At 42.6% G+C, this 23,678-nt stretch carries 22 protein-coding genes and 1 pseudogene; all 23 read left to right on the top strand.

The features are described from left to right. Positions 1–6 precede the first annotated feature (6 nt). Positions 7–1,185: an MFS transporter gene (locus DW650_RS16765; RefSeq protein ID WP_207724057.1), complete on the top strand. Its 1,179-nt coding sequence runs from the start codon at positions 7–9 to the stop codon at positions 1,183–1,185. Between the two features lie 21 nt (positions 1,186–1,206). Further along, positions 1,207–1,560: a cupin domain-containing protein gene (locus DW650_RS16760; RefSeq protein ID WP_118210587.1), complete on the top strand. Its 354-nt coding sequence runs from the start codon at positions 1,207–1,209 to the stop codon at positions 1,558–1,560. Positions 1,561–1,861: 301 nt separating this feature from the next. Further along, complete coding sequence (locus DW650_RS20525) at positions 1,862–3,670, top strand: precorrin-8X methylmutase (protein WP_118210586.1); 1,809 nt, start codon at positions 1,862–1,864, stop codon at positions 3,668–3,670. Positions 3,671–3,723: 53 nt separating this feature from the next. Further along, positions 3,724–4,860 (top strand): cobalt-precorrin-5B (C(1))-methyltransferase CbiD, encoded by a 1,137-nt coding sequence (gene cbiD / locus DW650_RS16750; RefSeq protein WP_118210585.1) that lies wholly within the window; start codon positions 3,724–3,726, stop codon positions 4,858–4,860. Then, positions 4,857–5,615 carry a precorrin-4 C(11)-methyltransferase gene (gene cobM / locus DW650_RS16745; protein ID WP_117922101.1) on the top strand — a complete coding sequence of 253 codons (759 nt, stop codon included), beginning with the start codon at positions 4,857–4,859 and terminating at the stop codon, positions 5,613–5,615. The genes cbiD and cobM overlap by 4 nt, the downstream gene beginning before the upstream one ends. A 3-nt stretch (positions 5,616–5,618) precedes the next feature. Further along, positions 5,619–6,869: a cobalt-precorrin 5A hydrolase gene (locus tag DW650_RS16740; protein WP_118210584.1), complete on the top strand. Its 1,251-nt coding sequence runs from the start codon at positions 5,619–5,621 to the stop codon at positions 6,867–6,869. After that, a complete protein-coding gene (cobJ, locus tag DW650_RS16735) occupies positions 6,859–7,590 on the top strand; it encodes a precorrin-3B C(17)-methyltransferase (RefSeq protein WP_118210583.1) in 732 nt (243 codons plus the stop codon). The genes DW650_RS16740 and cobJ overlap by 11 nt, the downstream gene beginning before the upstream one ends. After that, positions 7,587–9,629, top strand: a complete 2,043-nt coding sequence (cobK, locus tag DW650_RS16730) for a precorrin-6A reductase (protein WP_118210582.1) — start codon at positions 7,587–7,589, stop codon at positions 9,627–9,629. The genes cobJ and cobK overlap by 4 nt, the downstream gene beginning before the upstream one ends. Then, the gene (locus tag DW650_RS16725; RefSeq protein WP_118210581.1) at positions 9,626–11,092 is read left to right on the top strand and encodes a cobyrinate a,c-diamide synthase; all 1,467 of its coding nucleotides are present in this window, start codon (positions 9,626–9,628) and stop codon (positions 11,090–11,092) included. Before cobK ends, DW650_RS16725 begins: the two co-directional genes overlap by 4 nt. 39 nt (positions 11,093–11,131) lie before the next feature. Continuing rightward, on the top strand, positions 11,132–11,869 hold the full coding sequence (gene cobI / locus DW650_RS16720) for a precorrin-2 C(20)-methyltransferase (protein WP_243103001.1): 738 nt from the start codon (positions 11,132–11,134) through the stop codon (positions 11,867–11,869). A 2-nt stretch (positions 11,870–11,871) separates the two neighbouring features. Then, positions 11,872–12,129 carry a cysteine-rich small domain-containing protein gene (locus DW650_RS16715; RefSeq protein ID WP_118210580.1) on the top strand — a complete coding sequence of 86 codons (258 nt, stop codon included), beginning with the start codon at positions 11,872–11,874 and terminating at the stop codon, positions 12,127–12,129. Further along, positions 12,130–12,753 (top strand): hypothetical protein, encoded by a 624-nt coding sequence (locus tag DW650_RS16710; protein WP_118210579.1) that lies wholly within the window; start codon positions 12,130–12,132, stop codon positions 12,751–12,753. Positions 12,754–13,074: 321 nt separating this feature from the next. Next, on the top strand, positions 13,075–13,785 hold the full coding sequence (locus tag DW650_RS16705) for a cell wall hydrolase (RefSeq protein WP_118210578.1): 711 nt from the start codon (positions 13,075–13,077) through the stop codon (positions 13,783–13,785). A gap of 175 nt (positions 13,786–13,960) precedes the next feature. After that, positions 13,961–14,665 carry an ATPase gene (locus tag DW650_RS16700; protein ID WP_118210577.1) on the top strand — a complete coding sequence of 235 codons (705 nt, stop codon included), beginning with the start codon at positions 13,961–13,963 and terminating at the stop codon, positions 14,663–14,665. A gap of 124 nt (positions 14,666–14,789) precedes the next feature. Beyond that, entirely contained in the window at positions 14,790–16,379 is a 1,590-nt protein-coding gene (locus DW650_RS16695; RefSeq protein WP_118210576.1) for an ATP-binding protein, read from the top strand. Between the two features lie 134 nt (positions 16,380–16,513). After that, positions 16,514–16,699 (top strand): hypothetical protein, encoded by a 186-nt coding sequence (locus DW650_RS16690; protein WP_117922111.1) that lies wholly within the window; start codon positions 16,514–16,516, stop codon positions 16,697–16,699. A gap of 23 nt (positions 16,700–16,722) precedes the next feature. Further along, on the top strand, positions 16,723–16,995 hold the full coding sequence (locus tag DW650_RS16685) for a spore coat protein (protein ID WP_006856858.1): 273 nt from the start codon (positions 16,723–16,725) through the stop codon (positions 16,993–16,995). Between the two features lie 200 nt (positions 16,996–17,195). Further along, positions 17,196–17,546 carry a nitrous oxide-stimulated promoter family protein gene (locus tag DW650_RS16680; RefSeq protein ID WP_118210575.1) on the top strand — a complete coding sequence of 117 codons (351 nt, stop codon included), beginning with the start codon at positions 17,196–17,198 and terminating at the stop codon, positions 17,544–17,546. Positions 17,547–17,686: 140 nt separating this feature from the next. Further along, a complete protein-coding gene (locus DW650_RS16675) occupies positions 17,687–19,432 on the top strand; it encodes an ABC transporter ATP-binding protein/permease (protein ID WP_118210574.1) in 1,746 nt (581 codons plus the stop codon). Beyond that, the gene (locus tag DW650_RS16670) at positions 19,432–21,111 is read left to right on the top strand and encodes an amino acid ABC transporter ATP-binding/permease protein (RefSeq protein ID WP_118210573.1); all 1,680 of its coding nucleotides are present in this window, start codon (positions 19,432–19,434) and stop codon (positions 21,109–21,111) included. Before DW650_RS16675 ends, DW650_RS16670 begins: the two co-directional genes overlap by 1 nt. A gap of 238 nt (positions 21,112–21,349) precedes the next feature. Then, on the top strand, positions 21,350–23,002 hold the full coding sequence (locus DW650_RS16665) for a Na+/H+ antiporter NhaC family protein (protein WP_118210572.1): 1,653 nt from the start codon (positions 21,350–21,352) through the stop codon (positions 23,000–23,002). Between the two features lie 126 nt (positions 23,003–23,128). Beyond that, positions 23,129–23,431, top strand: coding sequence for a Dabb family protein (locus DW650_RS16660; RefSeq protein ID WP_117922115.1), 303 nt, complete (start codon positions 23,129–23,131; stop codon positions 23,429–23,431). 56 nt (positions 23,432–23,487) lie between these two features. After that, a pseudogene (locus DW650_RS16655) lies at positions 23,488–23,676 on the top strand (YbaK/EbsC family protein); the annotation flags it as partial. Positions 23,677–23,678 lie beyond the last annotated feature (2 nt).

Below are 23,678 nucleotides of genomic sequence, written 5' to 3'. Positions count from 1 at the left end.
GAACGGATGGATTTTTTACAGGATAAAATAAAAAAGAAACAGTTTTTATGCAATTATAGTGTATTTTTGCTGAATGGAATGTTAGCACTTTCCATCGGCTCACTGCTTCCTTTTATCAGGGATGCAAGAGGACTTGATTATGCATTTTGCGGTCTGATCGTCAGTCTGCATTCTGTCGGAAATCTTGTTTCAAGTTTTGCAGCCGGATTATTGCCGGTTGCCATCGGAAGAAAAAAGAGTATTTTATTTTTTAATGCATTTTTTGCACTTTCCTATCTTTTGATCATTTTTGGAAATCATAACTGGTGCATTGCACTGGCATTTTTCCTGACCGGAGTTGCCAGAGGTGCGACAAGTAATTTCTGCAATACGGCGATCAACAGTCTGGCACCGGGAAAAGCATGGACGATCAATGGACTGCATGCAATGTTTTCTGTCGGAGCTTTTTTGTTCCCGATCCTTCTGACACTGTTTACAGGAAGCGGAGAATCCGGCTGGATCGTGGCATGTTATTTTATGCTTGCAATGGGCGTTTTAAGCTGGATTTTGTATGCGATGATCCCGATGGAAAATGACCGGGTGGAGAAAGAGAAAAAAGGTGGAAACTTTGGGTTCTTTTCGGAACCACTGTTTTATTTATGCGTTGCAACATTATTTTTCTATCTCTGTGCAGAGCAGGGAGTTATCGGATGGATGATCACATATTTTAAAGATACCGGATTCCTGCCGGCATCTTTATCCCAGATGACAGCGAGCGTGTTATGGGTGATGATTTTAGCAGGGCGTCTGACCACAGCGTGGCTTTCCACCAGAATGCAAAAAGAAAAACTGCTGCCAATTATGGGAATCGGACTCGTATGCTTTTTCTTTTTACTTTTATTCAGCCGCAGTACGGTATGGATCGTGATCGGTATTATGGGATTTGGTTACAGCATGGCAGGAATTTATCCGACGACCGTTTCCTTTGCCGGAAATCTCATTGAAAAATATCCAATCGCATGGAGCTTTATTCTGACAACCGCAAGTATCGGTTCCATCGTGATGCCGTCTATCATCGGTAAGATCGCAGAGACAGCAGGTATTTTTTATGGAATGGGTTCGATCGTGGTGGTTGTATTTATTGATATGGTCTGCATCTTAGCACTGGTGCGGTACTTAAAAAAACAAAAATCAGCAAATTCTTAAATCAAAAAGGGGGACTTTTCTATGAAAACCAAAAAAAATCAGATCTGGAACTTTAACAGCGAAATTGAATCAGAAGTTTGTGGAGAAGGCGTAAAGCGCAAAATATTAGCATATGCCGATGAGCTGATGTGTGTGGAAAATCATTTTGAAAAAAGAGCCATTGGTGCGCTGCATCATCATCCGCATACCCAGATCACATATGTGGTGTCAGGTCAGTTTGAATTTACGATCAATGGTGAAAAGAAGATCGTAAATCCGGGAGATGCACTGCTAAAGAGAGATTCGATTGAGCATGGCTGTGTATGTTTAAAAGAGGGAATCCTTTTAGACATCTTTACACCGATGCGGGAAGAGTTTGTGCAGGATAAAGATTGACAATCCGCATACAAAATGCTTAAGTACGGTTGCTATGAGTAAGTGAAATAGTAGTCATGGAAATAAAAAACATATGCAGAATATATCAACGGAAAACGAAATTATAATAAAGAAATGATTTAAGGTGTATGGAATGTATAAAAAATCATTAGCAGGTGCCGTCTGTAACACAAAAAATTGTGTACAGACGGCACTTTGTGTTATACTCTGAATACGAATGATATATCTGAATTTTTGAAATGACAGATCATCTAATGTCCGAAAATAAAAGAACAGACTACAGAAAGTGAGAAATAAAGGAATGCAGTACCACGGAGGAGATATATACCGTAATCAGATAAGACTGGATTTTTCGGTGAACACCAACCCGCTTGGAATGCCAGATCCGGTGAAAGAAGCACTTCATCAGGTAGTGGAGGAAGCAGAAAACTACCCGGATATCAGAGCACAGGCACTTAGCGCTGCAGTCGCAGAACAGTTACAGGTGCGAAAAGAACAGCTTGTGTTTGGAAATGGTGCATCAGAACTATTCCATGCCGTTTTACATGCCATAAAACCATCAAAAATACTGATCCCGGCACCTTCTTTTTTGGGATATGAAGAGGCAGCAAAAGCAATAGACTGCGAAGTTATCTTTTATGAGATGAAAAAAGAAGAAAATTTCTGTCTGACCGACCGCATATTGGATGTGTTAGATGAGAATATTTCTCTGGTATTTCTGGCAAATCCCAATAATCCGGTCGGAAATCTCGTTGAACCGGAACTGATTTTTCAAATTGCAGAAAAATGCAGACAGTGTGACATTACGCTGGTGTTAGATGAATGTTTTATGGAACTGACCGGGAAAGAACAGACATATTCTTTTTTAAAACGGCTGGATGAATTTCCAAATGTAGTCGTGATACGTGCATTTACCAAATTATATGCGATACCGGGGGTGCGGCTGGGATATCTGGTCTGTGAGCAGAATTTAGCAGAAAAGATCCGGTTGCAGTTACCGGAGTGGAATCTGTCGGTATTCGCCCAGAGAGCGGGAGTCGCTGCAATAAAAGAGCAGGAATATATTGTGCGTGCGGTAGTATGTATTCAGACGCAGCGGCAGTTTTTGCTTGAAGAATTACAGGCGGCGGGATGCAGTGTGTTTGATTCCGATGCAGACTATCTGTTATTTTACAGTGAAATGCCGCTGTATGAGTTGTTTTTACAGCGCGGTATTCTGATCCGTGACTGCAGTAATTTCCGGGGGTTACAGAGAGGTTATTACCGGATCGCGGTAAAATCAGAAGAACAGAACCGGATGTTTGCAGAGGTGTTAAGGGAAATTCATGAAAATGCACAGGCAGCAGAGCGTATTGACCTGATGAAAGAGAAGTCAGAAGAACGAAATGACAGAGTAAAAGGGCAGGAGTGCATCGGCAAAACCGGAGCAACAGCCCAACTGGTGCACAAAACAGGCGCGGTAGAATTTGTGCTGCCCGGAGATATCGAGGGTCGCAGTTTTGCAATCATCACAAAAGAACTGGCGGAGCGGGGAATTGTGATCCCGGAAGAACAGGAGCCGGTGACCAAACGTGTGATCCATACGAGTGCTGACTTTGGATATGCAGATACACTTACCTTTTCAGAAAATGCGGTTGCAGTTGCAAAGAGCCTGATCCGAAACGGTGCGGATATCGTGACGGATACAAACATGGCATTATCCGGCATCAATAAAAAAGTACTTGAAACATATGGTGGTATGGCACATTGTTTTATGGCAGATGAAGAGGTTGCAAAAGAGGCAAAAGAGCGCAGGGTGACGCGGGCAGTTATTTCCATGGAACATGCGGCAAAACTGGACAAGCCGGTCATTTTTGCTGTGGGAAATGCCCCGACAGCGCTGATACGTTTATATGAACTGATTAGTGATGGAATTTACCGTCCTGCATTTATCATCGGAGTTCCGGTTGGATTCGTCAATGTGGAGGTGGCAAAAGAAATGATCCTGCACACCAATGTGCCGTGTATCGTGAACCGGGGAAGAAAAGGAGGCAGCAATGTGGCTGCTGCGATCTGTAATGCATTGTTATATGAAGTGCGGCGGGAGGATGCAGTGAAAAAGGTGGATTGATAGATTTTCGCCTGATATCACGAAGATTCTTGTAAAAGAAAAAGGAGAACCCCATGCGCTATGGATTTACAACCGGAAGCTGTGCGGCAGCAGCAGCAAAGGCGGCAGCATATATGTTGTTTACCGGAAAAATAAAAAATGAGATAGAGATCGAGACACCAAAAGGAATCCGTTACCATGCTGCGATCACAGACATAAGACGAGGTGAAACAGAAGTAAGCTGTGCAGTAATAAAGGATGGTGGAGACGATCCTGATATTACGACAGGGGCACATATCGTGGCAACTGTTTCAAGGATTGACAGTGACATGCAGCAAAAAGGGAAGTCTGCGCATTCACAGAAGATCGTGATCGATGGGGGATACGGTGTCGGGCGTGTCACAAAACCGGGATTAGACCAGCCAGTCGGAAATGCAGCCATCAATCATGTGCCGCGGGAGATGATCGAAAAAGAGGTGCGGGAAGTCTGTGCGCTCACGGATGAATGGGCAGATATTCTGGTTGAAATTTCTGTGCCGGAAGGGGAAGAACTTGCGTCGCAGACATTTAATCCGAGACTTGGCATCACAGGAGGGATCTCGATTCTTGGAACGAGCGGCATTGTGGAGCCGATGAGCAGCAGGGCGCTGCTTGAGACGATCCGTGTGGAATTAAAACAGAAACGTGCTTTAGGAAATTCCATCGTAGCAGTCTCACCGGGAAATTATGGACTTGATTATATGAAACGGACTTACGGTTATGATCTGGATAAAAGTGTGAAATGCAGCAATTTTATCGGAGATACGATTGATATGGCGGTGGAAAATGGATTTAAAGCCATGCTTCTGACCGGGCATATCGGCAAGCTGGTAAAGGTCGCCGGAGGAATCATGAACACACATTCAAGGGAAGGAGACTGCCGGATGGAGCTGATCGCATCATCTGCCCTGTTAGCAGGAGCGGATGCGGATACAGCATGTCAGATCCTTTCCTGCGTGACAACGGAAGAGGCAGTCAATGTATTAAAAAAGGCTGGGCTTTGCGAACAGACGATGAAACTTATCATGCAAAAGATCATGTTTTACCTGAATAAAAGAGCAGCAGGGAAGATCGTGGTTGAGTGTATTTTATATTCGAACGAGCATGGAGGACTTGGAGAAAGTGACGGAGCAGCAGAATTGATCGGGAGACTGAAGGAGGAGAAGCAATGATATATTTTGTAGGTGCCGGCTGTGGAGCAGCAGACCTTATTACAGTGCGTGGAATGCGGCTGTTAGAAAAAGCAGATGTAGTGATCTATGCGGGATCACTGGTAAACCCGGAGTTACTTTCCTATACCGGGGAGGGGTGTGAGGTTTATAACAGTGCAAAAATGACACTGGAGGAAGTCATAGATGTGATGAAAAAGGCACAGGCAGAAGAAAAAATGCTGGTGCGTCTTCATACCGGAGAGCCGAGTCTTTATGGGGCAGTCAGAGAGCAGATGGACTGGCTGGATGAACTGGGGATTCCTTATGAGAGCTGTCCGGGAGTTTCTGCCTGCTTTGGCGCTGCAGCATCCTTACAGATTGAATATACACTGCCGGAGGTTTCACAGAGTCTTATCATTACCCGTATGGCAGGAAAAACAGCGGTACCGGAAAAAGAAAGCATTGAGAGTTTTGCAGCACATCAGGCATCCATGGCGATTTACTTAAGTACCGGAATGTTAGAGGAGCTTTCCAGACGTCTTGTGGCGGGGGGTTATACGGAAGATACTCCGGCAGCGTTAGTGTATAAGGCAAGCTGGCCGGAAGAGGAAGCATATTTATGTACGGTCGAGACATTACCGCAGGTTGCGAAAGAGCATCATATCACAAAAACGGCACTGGTTTTGGTTGGAGATATTCTTGCAAAAGAACGGTGTACACGTTCGAAACTGTATGCACCGGATTTTGAAACAGAATTCCGGAAAAAGAAGGAGTAATACATGCAGATCGATATCATGAGTTTTACCGGGCGCGGGATAAGACTCTCGGAAAAGATACGGGATGAAATTCTTGTTGAGCAGGAAGATTACGAAGTCCACTTGTATACAAAATATGGAAAATATCAGAATCTGGCAGATGCAGAGAGAAAGATCTGGCAAAAACAGGAACAAAATGCTGCCGGATGGAAAAATCAGGTTTACGTCAAAGAAACAATCTACGACTGGATGCGTGCACGCTTCGAACAGAATAGAAAAGGAAACAAAACAGCGGTCATCTGGATCGGTGCATGTGGAATTGCGGTACGTGCCATGGCACCGTCTTTACGTGATAAACTTACGGATATTCCGGTTCTGGTCGTAGATGAGGCAGGGCAGTTTGTTATCCCGGTTTTATCCGGACATTACGGTGGGGCAAATAATCTTGCAAGACTGCTTGCAGATAGGATCGGTGCAGTGCCTGTCATCACGACAGCAACCGATGTCAATCATGCATTTGCGGTGGATGTTTTTGCAAAAGAAAATGTGCTTTTGATACAGAATAAAGCACAGATCGCAGCAGTCTCATCGAAGGTGCTTGATGGAAAAAAGATCGTGATGCTGACAGATGGAAAAATCGAGGGAAATGTACCGGATTCGGTCATTTTACCGGCTATGAAAATATGTGAGGAAGAAAATCTGATAGTGCCGGATGTTATAATATCTGCAAGATATCCGGTAAAAAAACTTCTCCTAAATCAGGTTATGGATGAACAGTTGGAAGTTAAAGCACATACAGAGCCACTCTGGCTGGTTCCACGTTCCATCATCCTTGGTATGGGCTGCAAGAGGGGAAAATCCTGTGAGGAGATTGAGCAGTTTGTATTAGAGACATTAGAACAGGAGCAGATAGCTATACAGGCAGTCAATGCGCTTGCCACAATTGATCTGAAAAAAGAAGAACCGGGTTTTTTGCAATTTGCAGAAAAATACGGGTTGGATTTTCTGGCATATCCGAAAGAGGTTTTAAAAGAAATACCGGGTTTTTTTAGCAGTTCAGAATTTGTTTCACAGACAGTCGGTGTGGACAATGTCTGTGAGCGTGCAGCGCTTGCGGCATGCCAGAAAGAAGAACCAAAGGTATGCTGTGACAGTAGTGAAAATCAGAAAAAAGTGCTGTCACGGGGCAGATTACTGCTCAGAAAGAAAGCAAAAGACGGAATAACGCTCGCAATAGCGGAGCGGGAATGGAGTGTAAGATTTGATGAAACATAAAATATATATTGTTGGAATGGGACCAGGTGAGGAGTCTATGATGACGATGCAGGCATACGAGACATTGATGTCCTGTGATACGATCATCGGATATCAGGTTTATTTAAAATTATTAGGAGAGGCATTTGCCGGAAAAGAGCAGTTGTCCACACCGATGAAACAGGAACGTGAGCGCTGCATTCTTTGTTTTGAAAAGGCAGAAGAAGGAAAAAAAGTTGCCTTGATCTGCAGTGGGGATGCCGGAGTTTACGGAATGGCATCTTTGATGTATGAGATCGGGGAAAACTACCCGGACTGTGAACTTTGTGTTGTGCCGGGTGTTACCGCTGCGTTAAGCGGCGCAGCATGTCTTGGTGCACCGTTAAACCATGATTTTTGTGTGATCAGTTTAAGTGATCTTTTAACACCGTGGGAAAAGATAGAAAAACGATTAAGAGCGGCGGCAGACGGAGATTTTGCGATTGCGGTCTATAATCCGTCGAGCAGAAAAAGGGCAGATTATCTGATGCGCGCCTGCGACATTCTGTTAGAGACAGCCGAGGAGACACGTCCGTGCGGGTATGTGGAAAATATCGGAAGAGACGAGTCAAAAATGGAACTGTGCACGTTAAAAGAATTGAGAGAACGTCAGGTAAATATGTTTACAACGGTATTTATCGGCAACTCGGAGACAAAGATCATAGACGGACATCTCGTCACCAAAAGGGGATATCACATATGAAACGTATTTTGATTTTTTCCGGTACGACAGAGGGAAGGCAGTTAGCAGACATTTTAGATGCTTCCGGAATCTGTGCAGATGTCTGTGTAGCCACAGAATATGGGCATGAAGTCATGACCGAAGGAAAGTACCGGAATATTCATACCGGACGGCTTGCGGAAGATGAAATGAAAGAATTTATGCAAAATGGAGACTATACTGCAGCAGTTGATGCAACACATCCTTATGCGGTTCTGGTTTCTTCGAATATCAGGCAGGCGGCAGAACAGGTCAGACTTCCGTATTACCGTTTAAGACGGACATTACAGTCTGCCGGAGAAGAAAACAATGTGATCTATGCAAAGTCGCAGCAGGAATGTGTCCGTGCCCTTGAGCAGACAACCGGAAATATCTTACTTACCACAGGCAGCAAGGAACTGCATTGTTATTGCGAAAATGAGACATTAAAAAAACGTCTGTTTGTCCGTGTCCTTCCGGGAATGGAGAGTATAGAGATCTGTCACCGGAATGGTATTACCGGAAAACAGATTATTGCCATGCAGGGACCATTTTCGGAAGAAATGAATCTGGCACTTTTTCATCAGTATCAGATCGCACATATGGTTACAAAAGAGAGTGGAGCGACAGGCGGATTTTCAGAGAAGATCAGTGCTGCAAAAAAGGCAGGAGTTTCCGTTTATGTGATCAAAAACCCGGAGGCGGAAAACGGAGAACAGAAGGAAAATTTAGAGGAGATTTTAAAAGAGATTGAGCGTCTGACCGGGAAAGAGATCAGAAGAAAAAAGATGCAGGTATCTCTCGTCGGAATCGGTATGGGGAATACAAAACTGATCACGGAGGAAGTGGCAGAGCGCATTAGAAGCGCAGATCTGTTATTCGGGGCAAAAAGGCTGTTGGACGCTGTGCCTGCGCAGTGGAATTTATCTGCCAGACGGCTGCCATATTACCTGGCAAAAGATATTCTTCCATATCTGGAAACATCTGTTCCACAGGCTGTTATTTTGTTTTCCGGTGATACCGGGTTTTACAGCGGGGCAGAAAAAATGGTACAGGCATTGCAGGAAAGATGCGATATGGAAGTATCTGTCTGTCCGGGGATTTCTTCCGTTTCCTATCTGGCTGCTAGAAGCGGTAACAGCTGGCAGGATGCAAAAATCATCAGTCTGCACGGAACAGATCATATGGAACTTCTGATGGAGGCTGTCAGGACGAACCGGAAAGTGTTCGTTATCACATCAGGTGTTTTGGATGTCCGTGAAATTGGAAAGAGACTTTTGGACTGTGGATTAAAAGAAACGGCTGTGACGGTCGGGTATGCACTTTCTTATCCGGATGAACAGATTAAAACCTTATCGCCGGAAGAATGTATACAGCTTGCGGACGAAGGACTCTTTACCTGTCTGATCCAAAATAAAGAAATTCATGAAACAGGAAAAGACGCTGACCGGAAATTCCTGACTCACGGTCTGCCGGATGATGCATTCTGCCGTGATAAGGTTCCGATGACAAAAGAGGAAGTCAGAGAGACCGCTATCTGTAAAATGCAGCTGAAAGAAAATTCAGTCGTTTATGATATCGGAAGCGGGACAGGTTCGATCGCAGTTGAAATGGCAAGGTTATCGAAAAATCTTACAGTCTATGCGATCGAGCGAAAGCCGGAGGCAGCTTCATTGATCGAAAAGAACTGTGAAAAATTTGAACTTTCCAATGTAAAAGTGATTCGAGGGGAGGCACCTTTGGCACTTGCAGATCTTCCGGTTCCGACACATGCTTTTATTGGCGGAAGCAATGGCAGTTTAATGGCTATATTAACGGATTTATACCAGAAAAATCCACGCATGCGTGTGGTGGTGACAGCGATAACATTAGAGACGGTTGGAGCTGTTTCTTCTATATTAAATGAATTTCCGGTGGAACAGGAAGAAATCATTCAGATGTCTGTTGGCAGGGCTAAAAAGGCAGGGCGTTATCATCTGATGCAGGCAGAAAATCCGGTATTTATCCTGTCATTTTATTTTGCAGGAGGAGCGGAGCAATGAGGGCACCAAGAATACTGATCGGTGCAACAGGGAGTGGAAGCGGAAAGACTACGATCACCTGTGCACTGCTTGAAATCTTAAAAAGACAGGGAAAAAAAGTGCAGGCATTTAAGTGTGGACCGGATTATATCGATCCCATGTTCCACCGCACGGTACTTGGAATACCATCGAAAAATCTGGATACTTTTTTTACCGGGGATAAAACGACAGCAGAGTTGTTTATGACGTCTGCAAAAAATGCAGATATATCGGTGATGGAAGGCGTGATGGGACTGTATGATGGGTTAGGGGGAATCCGGAAAGAAGGATCTGCTTATGATCTGGCAACGGTAACAGATACGCCTGTCATTCTGGTCATTGATGCGCACGGGATGGGTAGAAGTATCCTTCCGCTGATCGCAGGTTTTTTAGCTTATGATACAAATCACCTGATAAAGGGGATTATTTTAAACCGGACATCCGGAGCTTTTTTTGAGACGATCCGTCCGGAGATCGAAAAAAGTTTTCCGGCAGCCGTTCTCGGATATTTTCCCAATCAGAAAGATATTTTGTTAGAAAGCAGACATTTGGGGCTGAAACGTCCGGAAGAAATAGACAGGATGGCTGAAAAACTGTCAAAAACAGCGGATATATTAGAAAAGACGGTTGATATAGAAAGACTTATAGCAATCGCAGAGAGTGCAGAAGAATTGCCGGATGCTGAATTCAGGGCGTTGACAGAGAAAACATCCGAATCAGCAGAAACTGATATGTTGGAAAAAAATAGTTCCAGTAATCAGAAAGCGTGTTCACAGGAAAATGAGAAAAGACCTGTGATCGCGGTGGCACGTGATGAGGCATTCTGTTTTTATTATGAAGATAATTTAAAAACACTAGAAAGAGCTGGAGCTGACATTGTGTTTTTTTCTCCATTGCACGATGATTATGTCCCGAAAGAAGCGGATGCTTTATTGCTTGTAGGTGGTTATCCGGAGCTCTATGCAAAGGAATTATCGCAAAACAAGACGATGCTTGCAGACATAAAAGACAGGGCAGAACGTAAAATGCCGATCGTTGCGGAATGTGGCGGATTTATGTATCTGCACCGGACAATGGAAGATACAGCCCACCATGTTTATGAGATGGCGGGGGTTGTGCCGGGAGACTGCTTTTACACAGGAAAACTTGTCCGCTTTGGATATATCGAACTGACAGAAAAAGAGGCAGATTTTCTGCCGGAAAATGTCAGTATAAAAGGGCATGAATTTCATTATTTCGACAGCACTGCAAACGGTGATGGCTGTGTGGCATTAAAACCGGTAAGCGGGAAAAAATATGATTGCATTTTTGATAAAAAAACGATTTTTGTGGGATTTCCACATCTTTATTATCCGTCTGCGCCGCGGTTTGCAGAAAATTTTGTGAAAAAAGCGAAAAACTATAAATTACAGAAGTCCTCATCCGGCAGCGTAACCGGTTCATAATGCGATTATTGTTATACATGTGAAAGCAGTCATAGGAAAATGAAAGAAAAAGAGAGGGATTTAACCGTGAAAGATACAGAAAAAACAGGTATTCTCTATGGCGTTGGTGTTGGTCCGGGTGATCCGGAGCTTGTCACATTAAAGGCTGTGCGGATTGTCAGGGAGTGCGATACAGTGATACTTCCTGCAAAAAGCAAAGAGGATTGTATTGCCTATGGGATCATGAAAGAGGCATGCAGGGAGATCGCAGAAAAAGAACTTATATGTATGCCGTTTCCAATGACAAAGGATGAGAACAGGCTTGCCACGGCACATGAACAGATTTATCTTACAATAAAAAAACTGTTAGATGAGGGCAGAAAAGCAGCCTTTTTGACAATCGGAGATCCGACTATTTATTCTACCTACCAATATATCCATAAACGTGTGGCAAAGGTTGGTTATGAGGCGCATATCATAAACGGAGTTCCATCTTTTTGTGCGGCGGCAGGGGCGCTTGGAATATCGTTAGCGGATAACAAAGAAGAAATCCATGTGATACCGGCTTCCTACGATATAAAAAAAACGACAGAACTTTCAGGAACCAGAATATATATGAAGTCCGGAAAAAAATTAGGGGAATTAAAGCAGATGCTGCAAAAACAGAAAAAAGGTGGTCAGATGGAAGTGTATTCGGTGGAAAACTGTGGTATGATGAATGAAAAAGTAACCAGAGAGATCGGACAGTTAGACGATACATCAGGTTATCTTACCATTGTGATCGTAAAGGAGCATTAAAATTGGAAAATTCCTATTGTTATTTTGAAAACAGAGCGTGCAGATATTATCCATGCCATGAAGTAGAAAATGATGAGATGAACTGTCTGTTCTGTTTTTGTCCTCTGTATGAGAGAGAGCACTGTCCGGGAAAACCGGAATATATTAACAGTAAAGGCAGAATCATCAAATCCTGTATGAACTGTACATTTCCACACAAAGCGGAAAATTATGAGATCATCATGCAGTTCTTAAAAAAGAAAGCAGAGACGGAAAGATAAGTGACAGAAGAAAAATTTATTCATACAAACCTGAAAAATGAACTGACATATAATTTCCTTATGGATATCATAAAACAGTATCATTATGAAAAAAAGGATATGGAAATGCTAGAGACGGTTGCTGACAGACTGCGCGAATGTCTTGCCGGAGAGGAAGGATTTTACTGCATGGGCAGGAACAGGTGTGAGCAGATACTCAGTCTACACAGGGAAGAAAACTATGCTATCGGAATATTTACGCTTGGGGGCAGGGTCGATGAGCTTCAAAACCGCTATAGCAGCACAGATTGCCTAAGAGAAGCATATGCAGTGGAGACGATCTGCTGGGAGCTTTTGCGAAAAGGTTATGATCTGTTTCAGAGATGGGCAGAGGCACATTTGAAACAGAGGCTTAGTTCTTATCACTTTTTTGGTACGGAAGAAGAACTTTCTTTTGAAAAAATGGTAAAGCTCCTGTCTGGAATGAAACAAAAAAGGGTTATCTGCAATCAGGCATACTGCATGGAGCCGAAAAAAAGTGCAGTATTTTTAGTGGAACTTTCTGGTGGAAAAGAAAAATGCAGCGAAAAACATACAGGAATCTGTGTCTCCTGCAGCAACAAAGAATGTATCTATCGAAAGTAAAAAGATTGTTTTTTATAAAAAACAGATGAAAAATGTAGTTGAAAATTTGGCAATTATCTCAAAAAACATCCGAAAAAACGGGTGTTTTTTTGTTTACCTGGTCAGTTCTACTTTATTCGAACATAGTTTCGAATGGATGAATGGCTGATAAAAAATGTGGCACATATCAAAATTTTGAGTAAAATTCGCAAATTTTTTTTCAGAAAAGTATGTATAAAAAATTTGACTTTTGGATATAACCTAAGTATGATATGTGCCTGTATCAAATGACGGCTTTCGTCATGTTGACATATATGTATCATTCTTGAGGAAAGGAGCAAAATGAGAAAAAGAATATTGGACGCGGCAGTGCTGTTTTGTTTTATCGTCAGTCTGACTGCAGCATCCAACATAAAAAAAGACGCAGCGGTCAGAGAACTTCCGGTAATGGAGGGGCTTGCAGCAGGATCGATACGTTTTGCACATTCATTTACGCCAGAATCAGATGAAAAAACAGGAATCGAAAAAAAAGAAACTATGATAGTAACATCTGCATATGATGATGATCTGATGCAGGAAAAAATAAGAACCACAAAAGAGATACAGACAGAAGAAACTGCACAGGTAAGTCAGGTAGTGCAGGAAACGGCGATAGAGCAGGAAACGGCGATAGAGCAGGAAACACAGGAAAACCGCTGGAACATTACTTTAACGCCGGAAGAAACGGAACTGCTTGCGAGGATCGTCTGGTTAGAATCACAAGGCGAACCGGTAGAGGGGCAGCAGGCGGTTGTGGAAGTTGTGTTTAACCGTATGAGAAGTGAAGTGTATCCGGATACACTTTATGAAGTTTTAAGCCAGAAAAATCCGGTACAGTTCTGTTCTTTTAAAAACAGGAACAGAGCGAATCCGACACAGAAGGAATATGAATCCATTAAACAGGTACTGGATGGAAAAACAAGATTATTAAGAGATGATACAATGTATTTTTCTACATTTCCTTTGACGGAACATGTGGAAGTCAAAATTGGTGGGCATTATTTTTGCTATTAGAACATCAAAAAGGGAACTGAGCAGTCTAAAAATTTCTGGGCTGTGAGGTTCTTTTTTTGATATTAGAAATTGACTTCCTATTCTGAAAAAATTATACTGATTCATAGTGCTTCAATATCTGCGGAGCAGGTACCATATCATGATAATATAATTTGAAAATAGAAATGGAGTTTCTATGGAAGAGACGAGAAAAGACGAAATTGAGCTTAGTATTCGTAAAAAATATCATAAGACAATATTTTCACGTTTTGCAAGGGCAATCAATCATTATCAGTTAGTGGAGAATGGCGATCATGTCGCAGTCTTCATGGAACAGGGCAGAAATGAGCTGATCCTTGCAAAATGTTTTCAGGAGATAAAACGTCACAGAAAGATTGATTTTGAAGTGGATTTTTTTGGACTTTGCAGGGAGGATGACGGAAAAATCGTATCAATTGCAGAGGAGACCGGTATTCCGGTGCGAAAGATCAGATCTTATGGAGAGATAAAAGAAGCTGGCTGTAACAAGGTGGCGGTGGCAGACTGTTATGAGGATGTGATAGAGACGATCCTTGCGGGGGTACTGTATAAAGGTGAGATCAGTACCCTGATGCCAAAAGAAAAAGGGTGTGGAGATCGTTTAGAGTTGATCCGCCCGTTTTATCTGGTGCATAAGCAGGATCTATCAGAATGGAACGAAGAATTTGGAATGATGCCGGAAATGACAGAGATCTTTTTGGATCAGCAGAAAGAAATAAAACATCTGCTGGAAGAATTTGGAAGTATCAATCCCGGAATTGCTGCAAATATTTTTAAAAGTGTGGAAAATGTAAATTTGAATACTGTGATCGCATATCGTACAGATACGGAGCTTCATAGTTTTTTAAAAGATTACAAATAGGACTTTAGACACAGTTTATTTTCGTTTTCTATTTAAAACAGGGAAGAAAACTGTTATAATAAATAGACAGGTTTCATAAAATCAGAGCAGTACGAGATGCAAAATGGAGCGGAAAAGGATTACTATGGAAAAACAGCGGGCAATTTTGGAAAGCGTTATAAAAGAAGAAATTGATTTTATTTCATATGTGGATCTGGCAGATGGAATGGTACATACGATTGTTACCAATGAGGAAGCGGATGTTATGCCGCCTTTAGATGGAAATTACCAGAAAGTCAATGATGTGGCAATTCCGGAGTATGTACATCCGGATGACAGAGAAATGTGTGAGAGGGAGTTCAGACTGGAACGACTTAAGGAAAATTTACAGAAAAAAGAGCGTTTAGTCATTAACTACCGTTTGCTGTGCGGTGAGGAATATCGTCGGAAATCAATGAGTATTTACTATTATGATAAGACCAGAACAACATTGGTTTTTGTGCGCAGGGATATTACAGACAGTTACGAGGAAGAACAGAAGCACCAGAGAGAAATTTATGATGCGATGATGGAGGCAAAGCGTGCAGACCGTTCTAAGAGTGAGTTCTTAGAGCGCATGAGTCATGAGATCCGTACACCGCTTAATTCGATCATTGGTCTTTCCTATCTGAGCAGGGCAAATCTTAGTGATGAGAAGAAAGTTCTTGAAAACTTTGACAAGATTGAGATGTCGGCGCAGTTTTTACGCTCCTGCATGGATGATATTTTAAATCTTTCGCTTTTAGAGAGCGGTCGTGTTGCATTCAATGAAGAAAGTACAGATTTTGAAGAATTTCTTACGCATATAGAGGAAAAATTTTCCAGTAAGGCAAAGGAGAAGAGAATTTCTTTTTCCATGCAGAGACGGGGTTCATTTGCGGATAAATATCTGTTTGACCGTGAAAAGTTAAATGAGGCATTGTCATCGATTTTAGAGAATGCGGTAAAATATACACAACCGGAAGGAAGAGTTATTTTTATCATAGAGCTTTTTAACCGGGAAGAACAGGAAACGATCTTCCGTTTTGAAATCAGGGACAATGGAATTGGAATGGAGCAGAGTTTTCTGCCACACATTTTTGATGCATTTGCGCAGGAAGATAACAGAAATACAACATTAAGCGGTGGAACCGGATTAGGACTTACTATTTCCAAGAATATTATTGATTTTATGGGTGGTAAGATCGATGTGTACAGTGAGAAAGGAAATGGCACTGCGTTTGTTGTAACAGTTCCTTTAAAGACTGCAAAGGAGGACAGGCGCAGAACAGAGCGGACAATATATCAGGAGTATGATTTTTCCGGAAAAAGAGCGTTGCTTGTCGAGGACAATGAGATCAACATTGAGATCACGAGAAATATTCTGATACATAAGAATTTTATGGTGGATATCGCTGAGAATGGAAAAGAAGGTGTGGAACTGTTTTTAAAGAATGAACCGGGATATTATGACGTGATACTGATGGATATCCGGATGCCGGTCATGGATGGACTTGCTGCCACACGCTGTATCCGTGAATCAGATCATCCAGACAGCAGAACAGTACCGATCGTTGCGATGACAGCGAATGTTTTTGAGGAGGATGTAAAGAAATCTTTTGATGCAGGAATGAATGCGCACTTAAGCAAACCGGTGGATATTAAGCAGATGTATGCTGTTTTAGACGAACTGGTAAACGGTGACGGATTACTTTAAATGAGATGTATAATCTGACAGGTTCTGACCACACTATGATTTAGGCGAGTCAATGTGAAAGACGATATGCCAGCGATAGACCGCATGTTTAAAGACCGGATCTATTGCCATGAATGAAAATATGGAGGTGGAACATGAGCCAGTTATCAGAAAAAGAATTATCCGTTTTGAATGATCTGCTGACCGAGGAGGATCTTTTGATCAAAAAATTCCAGATGCTTGCAGAACACACAAAGGATCAGGAAATCAGTGCCAAATTTACGGAGATTTCCCAGAAACATCAGGGACATTTTAATTCCCTGTATGCACAGTTGAGCTAAGGAATGAGAGAGGGAGGAAGATCATGACAGAGCAGATTTATACGGACAAAGAAATCTTAGCCGATGCACTTACGGCTGAGAAGGCAGCAACGAATAACTATAATGCATTTGCAAATGAATGTGTGCATGACAGTGTGAGAGATGCAATTCTTCACTGCTTAGAGCAGGAACACTGCATTCAGGAAGATGTATTTAATATGATGCATCAGAGAGGTCTTTATCCGACTCCGGATGCAGATGCAAACAAAGTTGAAAATGCAAAACAGAAGTTTTCACAGTGTGTGAAAACTGTGTAGGACAAAATCAAAGTATATTATTTTTTAGAAGAAAAAGCGTAGATCCGGCGGAGATCTACGCTTTTCCTTTTTGTGCCAGCCACTTTTTCTTGACAAAGTAATATGTATTAGGTTAGACTAACGAAGCAAAGTTAGTCTAATCTAATAGCAAAACACAGAAATAAGGATGGAACAGAGAGGAAAAAAATAGATAAGCGGATATGAAAACGGAAACAAAAGAAATACAGGAAAAACGAAAAAGGGAGATAGAAACAGTGTCTTCCATGATAGAAATCTATTGTCATGGCAGTCATGGGACGAAAAGGGGAACGCTGTGTGAGCAGTGTGAAAAATTAAAAGAATATACGACGGCACGCACCATGCATTGTCCGTTCATGGAAACAAAAACATTCTGCAGTGCATGTAAGGTGCATTGTTATTCGAAGGAAATGCAGGAGGAAATACGAAAAGTGATGCGTTACTCGGGACCTAGAATGTTATTTGTGCATCCTGTACTTACATTGCGTCATGCGAAGGTAACTTTGCAGAATAAGAGGAAACAGGCAGATTAGTGCTTACGCACAAACTTGTGATGCCAGATAAACAGGCAGAAATGGAGAATAGTGTGAAAAATAAGATTTTTCACACGCAAGATTAGTGCTTACGCACAAACTTGAGATGCACAAAAGACAGCGCAAGAATGGAGATTAATATGTTTCATAAGAGACTAATGAAGGAATTTAAAGAGAATCAGAAGTATGTGGCAGGGATGGTCGCCACGCAGTGGGGCTCGCTGCTCTGTAATGTGGCGCTGATGTATGCCATTGGTGTTTTTCTGGAAAAACTGCTTCTGTATAACAGAACTGTTGGAGAGGGAGATATCGCAAAGTTATTTATTGTTTTTGCGGCGGTTTATATCGGGCGTGCAGTATTTACAAGCATTGGAAGCCATTTATCCTTTGCCGCCTCAACGCAGGTGAAAAGAAAACTGCGCGAGCTTGTCTATGAAAAATTAATGAAACTTGGAAGTTCCTATCATGCTCATTTTGCCACATCCGAGATCGTCCAGATCAGTACTGAGGGCGTGGAGCAGTTGGAGATTTATTTTGGAAAGTATGTCCCGCAGTTCTTTTACAGCCTGTTCGCACCGCTGACATTGTTTTTGATCGTTGGAAGCATGAGCCTTAAAATTGCGGTTGTGCTGCTTTTATGCGTCCCGCTGATTCCGGTATCCATCGTTGCCGTGCAGAAATTCGCAAAAAAACTTCTGGCAAAGTACTGGGGCAGTTACACAGAACTTGGAGATTCTTTTCTGGAAAATTTACAGGGACTGACTACCTTAAAAATTTATCAGGCAGATGAGCGCTATGCAAAAAAGATGGATGAGGAGGCAGAACAGTTCCGCAGAGTGACGATGCGGGTGCTGATCATGCAGCTTAACTCGATAAGTATCATGGATCTGGTTGCATATGGAGGAGCGGGGATCGGTATTATTTTAAGTGTATTAGAACTTCGGGCTTTCCATATCACACTGGCGGAATGTATTTTTATCATACTGATCTCAGCGGAATTTTTCCTGCCGCTTCGCCTGTTAGGCTCTTTTTTCCATATCGCGATGAATGGAAATGCTGCCGCAGACAAGATCTTTAAATTACTGGATGAGCCGTTGCCACAGTGTGGAGAGAATACAAAGATAGGGGGCGATGACATCGTATTTTCTGATGTATCGTTTGCTTATGAACCGGAAAAACCTGTTTTAAAAGGGATATCTTTTACGGCAGAAGAGGGAGCATTTACAGCTTTAGTCGGAGTGTCTGGATGCGGAAAAAGTACAGCGGCGTCTTTAATGATGGGAGAAGGGAAGGAGCAGGATGCATTTTCCGGCACGATCACGGTCGGCGGTGTCAATATCCATGAAATCGCACCGGATGCATTGTACAGAAAAATTACAAGAGTGCGTCACGACAGTTATCTGTTTGCAGGAACCGTGCGTGAAAATCTCTGTATGGGGCGTGCTGATGCAGCCACAGAGGAGATGGAAGCAGCGTTAAAAGCGGTTGACCTCTATGATACGGTTTCGGAAAAAGGTGGTTTATCCATGGAGATCACAGAGAAGGCATCGAATCTGTCCGGTGGACAAAAACAGCGTCTTGCGCTTGCTAAGGCATTGCTGCATGACAGTGATATCTACATATTTGACGAGGCAACTTCAAATGTGGATGTGGAGAGTGAAAATAAGATCATGGAGGTTATCCGTGAGCTTGCACAGAAGAAAACAGTGATCCTGATCTCACACCGTCTTGCGAATGTGACCGATGCAGACCAGATTCTTGTCATGAAAGATGGTGTGATCGAGGAATCGGGAGTCCATGCAAAACTGATGGAGAAGAATGGCTATTACAGCAGCCTTTATAAGGCACAGCAGGAATTGGAAAAATATGCAAAGGAGGCAGTCTGATGCAGGGAAAAGAGAATAAAGGGGCACGCAGTGGTGTAAAAGTCATGGCAGGACTGATCGGTATGATAAGACCGATGCTACCGTTTATGTTTGTTGCGATTTTAATGGGATGTGCCGGAAATCTGATGGCGACATTCATCACGATCTTAGGTGGTTTTGGTGTCCGTCAGGTTTTAGGATTGTATCAGGGAATGACACTTTCACATATTTTTATTCTGATCGTGGTGTTTGCAGTATTAAGGGGCATCCTGCGCTATGCAGAGCAGGCAAGCAACCATTATATTGCATTCAAACTTTTAGCACAGATCCGTCATAAGGTATTTGCCGCATTGCGAAAACTCTGCCCGGCAAAATTAGATGGCAGTGAAAAAGGAAATCTGATTTCCATTATCACAAGTGATATTGAACTTCTCGAAGTGTTTTATGCACATACGATCTCTCCAATTGCGATCGCCATACTTACATCAGGCTTTATGGTATGGTTTATTGGGAGGTTACATCCGGCAGCGGGGGCTTTAGCAGCAGTATTTTACCTGATCGTCGGGGCGGTAATCCCTGTTATCAATGGAAAACATGGTGCAGAAAACGGACGCATTTACCGCGAAAGTTTTGGAAAATTAAACACCGTTGTTTTGGATAATTTGTATGGAATGGATGAAATTTTACAGTACGGACAGCAGGAAAAACGTCTGCATGAAATGAATGAACAGACAGAAAAGTTAGAGCAGAAAAATAAAAAGCTGAAAATGGCAGAGAATACACAGCGCATTGCAACAGATGGTGTGATTCTGATCGCAGGAGTCCTTATGGCAGCTTTATGCGGACATCTTACTGTACAGGGAGCTGTGAGCATAGATGAAGCAATGATTGCTGTGATCGCGATGATCAGTTCCTTTGGCCCGACAGCCGCTTTATCTGCACTTTCTAATAATTTACAGCACACACTGGCAAGCGGAAACCGTGTACTTGATATTTTAGAGGAGCAGCCGCTTGTGGAAGATGTAATAGATGGAAATAACGAGTGTGGCGGCGATATTTCCTGCGAGCATGTATCTTTTTCCTATGAGTCAGCAGCAGAAGAACGTACACCTGGCAAAGTCTTAGAAAACTTTGATCATGTATTTACAGAACATAAGATCCATGGAATTTTAGGAAAGAGCGGATGTGGTAAATCAACGCTTTTAAAACTTCTGATGCGTTTTTATGAGACATCTGAAGGAGATATCCGGTACGGAAAAACAAATGTGGATGAAATTTCAACCACGGCATTGCGTGACAATATTTCCTATGTCACACAGGAGACATTTCTGTTTGCGGATACGATTGAAAATAATATCAAAGTTGCGAAAGAGGATGCGACCAGGGAAGAAGTGATTGCGGCTGCGAAAAAGGCGGCACTTCATGAGTTTATTATGTCACTGCCGGATGGATATGACACGAAATTAGCGGAGTCAGGAGAGTCTGTCTCTGGTGGGGAACGTCAGCGTATCGGGATTGCACGTGCATTTCTGCATGACGCAGATATGATATTTTTAGATGAACCGACCAGTAACATTGACAGTCTGAATGAAGGAATCATTTTAAGAAGTCTTGATCAGGAAAAAGCAAATAAGACAATTCTTTTAGTATCTCATCGAAAATCAACAATGGCGATCGCAGATGATATAGTCGCAATGTAGGAGAAAGTATCATTTCATGAATTACTGTGGAATGATACTTCTTTTATTCATGATAATAAAATGTTCACGGATCATGTATTCTATTATTTTATGTAATATTGTATGATTATGCATAAAATGTTTGAAAAATTGCAGAAGAAACGCTACACTATAAAAAGTATGGAAATACAGAAATATGGAAAGTTCTGATTGAATGTTGACAGACAAAAGATCAGTAACGTTTGTTTGGAGGACACATATGAAAAGAAAACAGATAGGGATGCTTATTTTTCTTGCAGTGATCGTGGTATTACTGTTTGTAACGGCAAATACACCCGGAGTGGTCACTGATCCGGAAAATTATCAGTGCAGCGTATATGCGACAGTATTTGCATTACTGCCACCGGTCATTGCAATCGGTCTGGCACTCATTACAAAGGAGGTATATACATCACTTTTAGCAGGAATCATCACAGGAGGGCTGTTATATTCCAATTTTAATCTGGAACTGATGATAGGTACGATCTTTTTTCAGGAAGACGGAGGCATGGTGTATAAACTCGCGGATGCATGGAATGTCGGTATTCTTGTGTTTTTAGTCATGCTTGGAATACTTGTTTCGATGCTGAATAAAGCAGGCGGTTCCGCGGCATTTGGAAAATGGGCGTCAAAGCATATCAAAACCAGGATCGGCGCACAGATTTCTGTCATGATCCTTGGTATACTGATCTTTGTGGATGATTATTTTAACTGTCTTACCGTGGGGAGCGTGATGCGTCCGGTCACAGACCGGCATAAAGTATCGCGTGCCAAATTATCCTATATCATTGATGCAACGGCAGCACCGGTGTGTATCATTGCACCGATCAGTTCCTGGGCGGCAGCGGTGACATCTTCCGTGCCGGAGAATGCGGGAATCAATGGATTTGCCGTATTTTTGCAGACAATCCCATATAACCTGTATGCAATCCTGACGTTGGTTATGGTATTGCTCGTGACAGTACTCCGGGTTGATTTTGGACCGATGAAAAAACACGAGATGAATGCGATCGCAGGTGATCTGTTCACAACACCGGGAAGACCATATGAGGGGAATGAGGAAGAGGCGGTCAATGATAAGGCACATGTGCTGGATCTGATACTCCCGGTCGCAGTACTGATCGCAAGCTGTATTGTTGCGATGGTTTATACCGGAGGATTTTTTGACGGAGCTTCTTTTGTTGATGCATTCGCGGCTTCGGATGCTTCTGTGGGACTGGTACTTGGCGGTGCTGTTACGCTTGTATTTACATTTATCTATTATATGATGCGCGATGTATTATCCTTTGAGGAATTTGCAAAATGTATCCCGGAGGGATTCCAGTCAATGATCGCACCGATCCTGATCCTTACGATGGCGTGGACATTGTCGGGTATGACAAACCTGCTTGGTGCGAAATATTTTGTTGCAGATCTTGTGGCAAATTCCGCATCCGCAATGCAGGGATTCCTTCCAATGATCATTTTCCTGGTTGCCGCATTTTTAGCTTTTGCAACCGGAACATCCTGGGGAACATTCAGTATCCTGATCCCAATCGTGATCGGGGTATTCCCGGAAGGACAGATGATGGTCATTTCCATCGCATCCTGTCTGGCAGGTGCGGTCTGTGGAGATCACTGTTCTCCGATTTCCGATACCACGATCATGGCATCTGCCGGAGGACACTGTGAGCATGTCAATCATGTGGTAACACAGCTTCCATATGTGTTGGTTGTTGGCAGTGTATGTATGGTCGGATATCTTCTGATCGGTATTTTAAAAGCAGCTGGACTGGATGCGGTTGTCTGGCTGACACTTCCGGTCTGCATTGTGATTCTTTGTGCGGTTCTTTGTGTGATAAGAGCAAAAACCGGTGGCAAAGAGGAAATTTAAGAATAAGAAAGAAAAGCCTGCTTAAGGTGGCAAAGCTGACAATCAAATAGTAAAGTAAGCAATCAGACGGCAAAGAAAACAGTAAAAAAAATAATAATACTAAAATAAAGAGAGGATGTCAGAGAAATGGTAAAACATGTTATTTTATGGAAACTGAAAGAGGAATTTTCGGACGAGGAGAAAAAACAGATCAAAGCAGGAATCAAGGAGGGGTTAGAAGGACTTGCCGGTCAGATTCCGGGGATGACAGAGATCAAAGTGCGCATTGACTGTCTGCCGAGTTCCACTGTGGATGTGATGTTAGATACCACATTTGAGAGCGCAGAAGCACTGAAAGCATACAGCGTGCATCCGAAACATGTGGCAGTGGCAGATAGTAAAGTAAGACCATATACAGCAGTGAGATCCTGCATGGATTATGAGATTTAAGAGGGAGTTACACAAAAACAGATAGTTTTAAAGCCCTCCGGGCAGGATCGCACTGCGGTGGAGTGTGCCCGTTTGGAATCAATGATGGTGTGGAGGTTTATCTCGATGAAAGCCTGAAAAAATTTACGACAGTATATCCGGCAGCGGGAAATGACCATAGTGCCGTAAAATTAACAATCCCGGAGCTTGAGCAGGCTACCGGTGCAAAAGGCTGGGTTGATGTCTGTAAGGAAGAAAATGTTTAGAC

Source organism: Roseburia sp. AM23-20 (assembly GCF_003470905.1).
Classification (GTDB): domain Bacteria; phylum Bacillota; class Clostridia; order Lachnospirales; family Lachnospiraceae; genus Roseburia; species Roseburia rectibacter.
The sequence above is the reverse complement of the archived record's forward strand: the minus strand, read 5'-3'. Positions and strand labels throughout refer to the sequence as shown.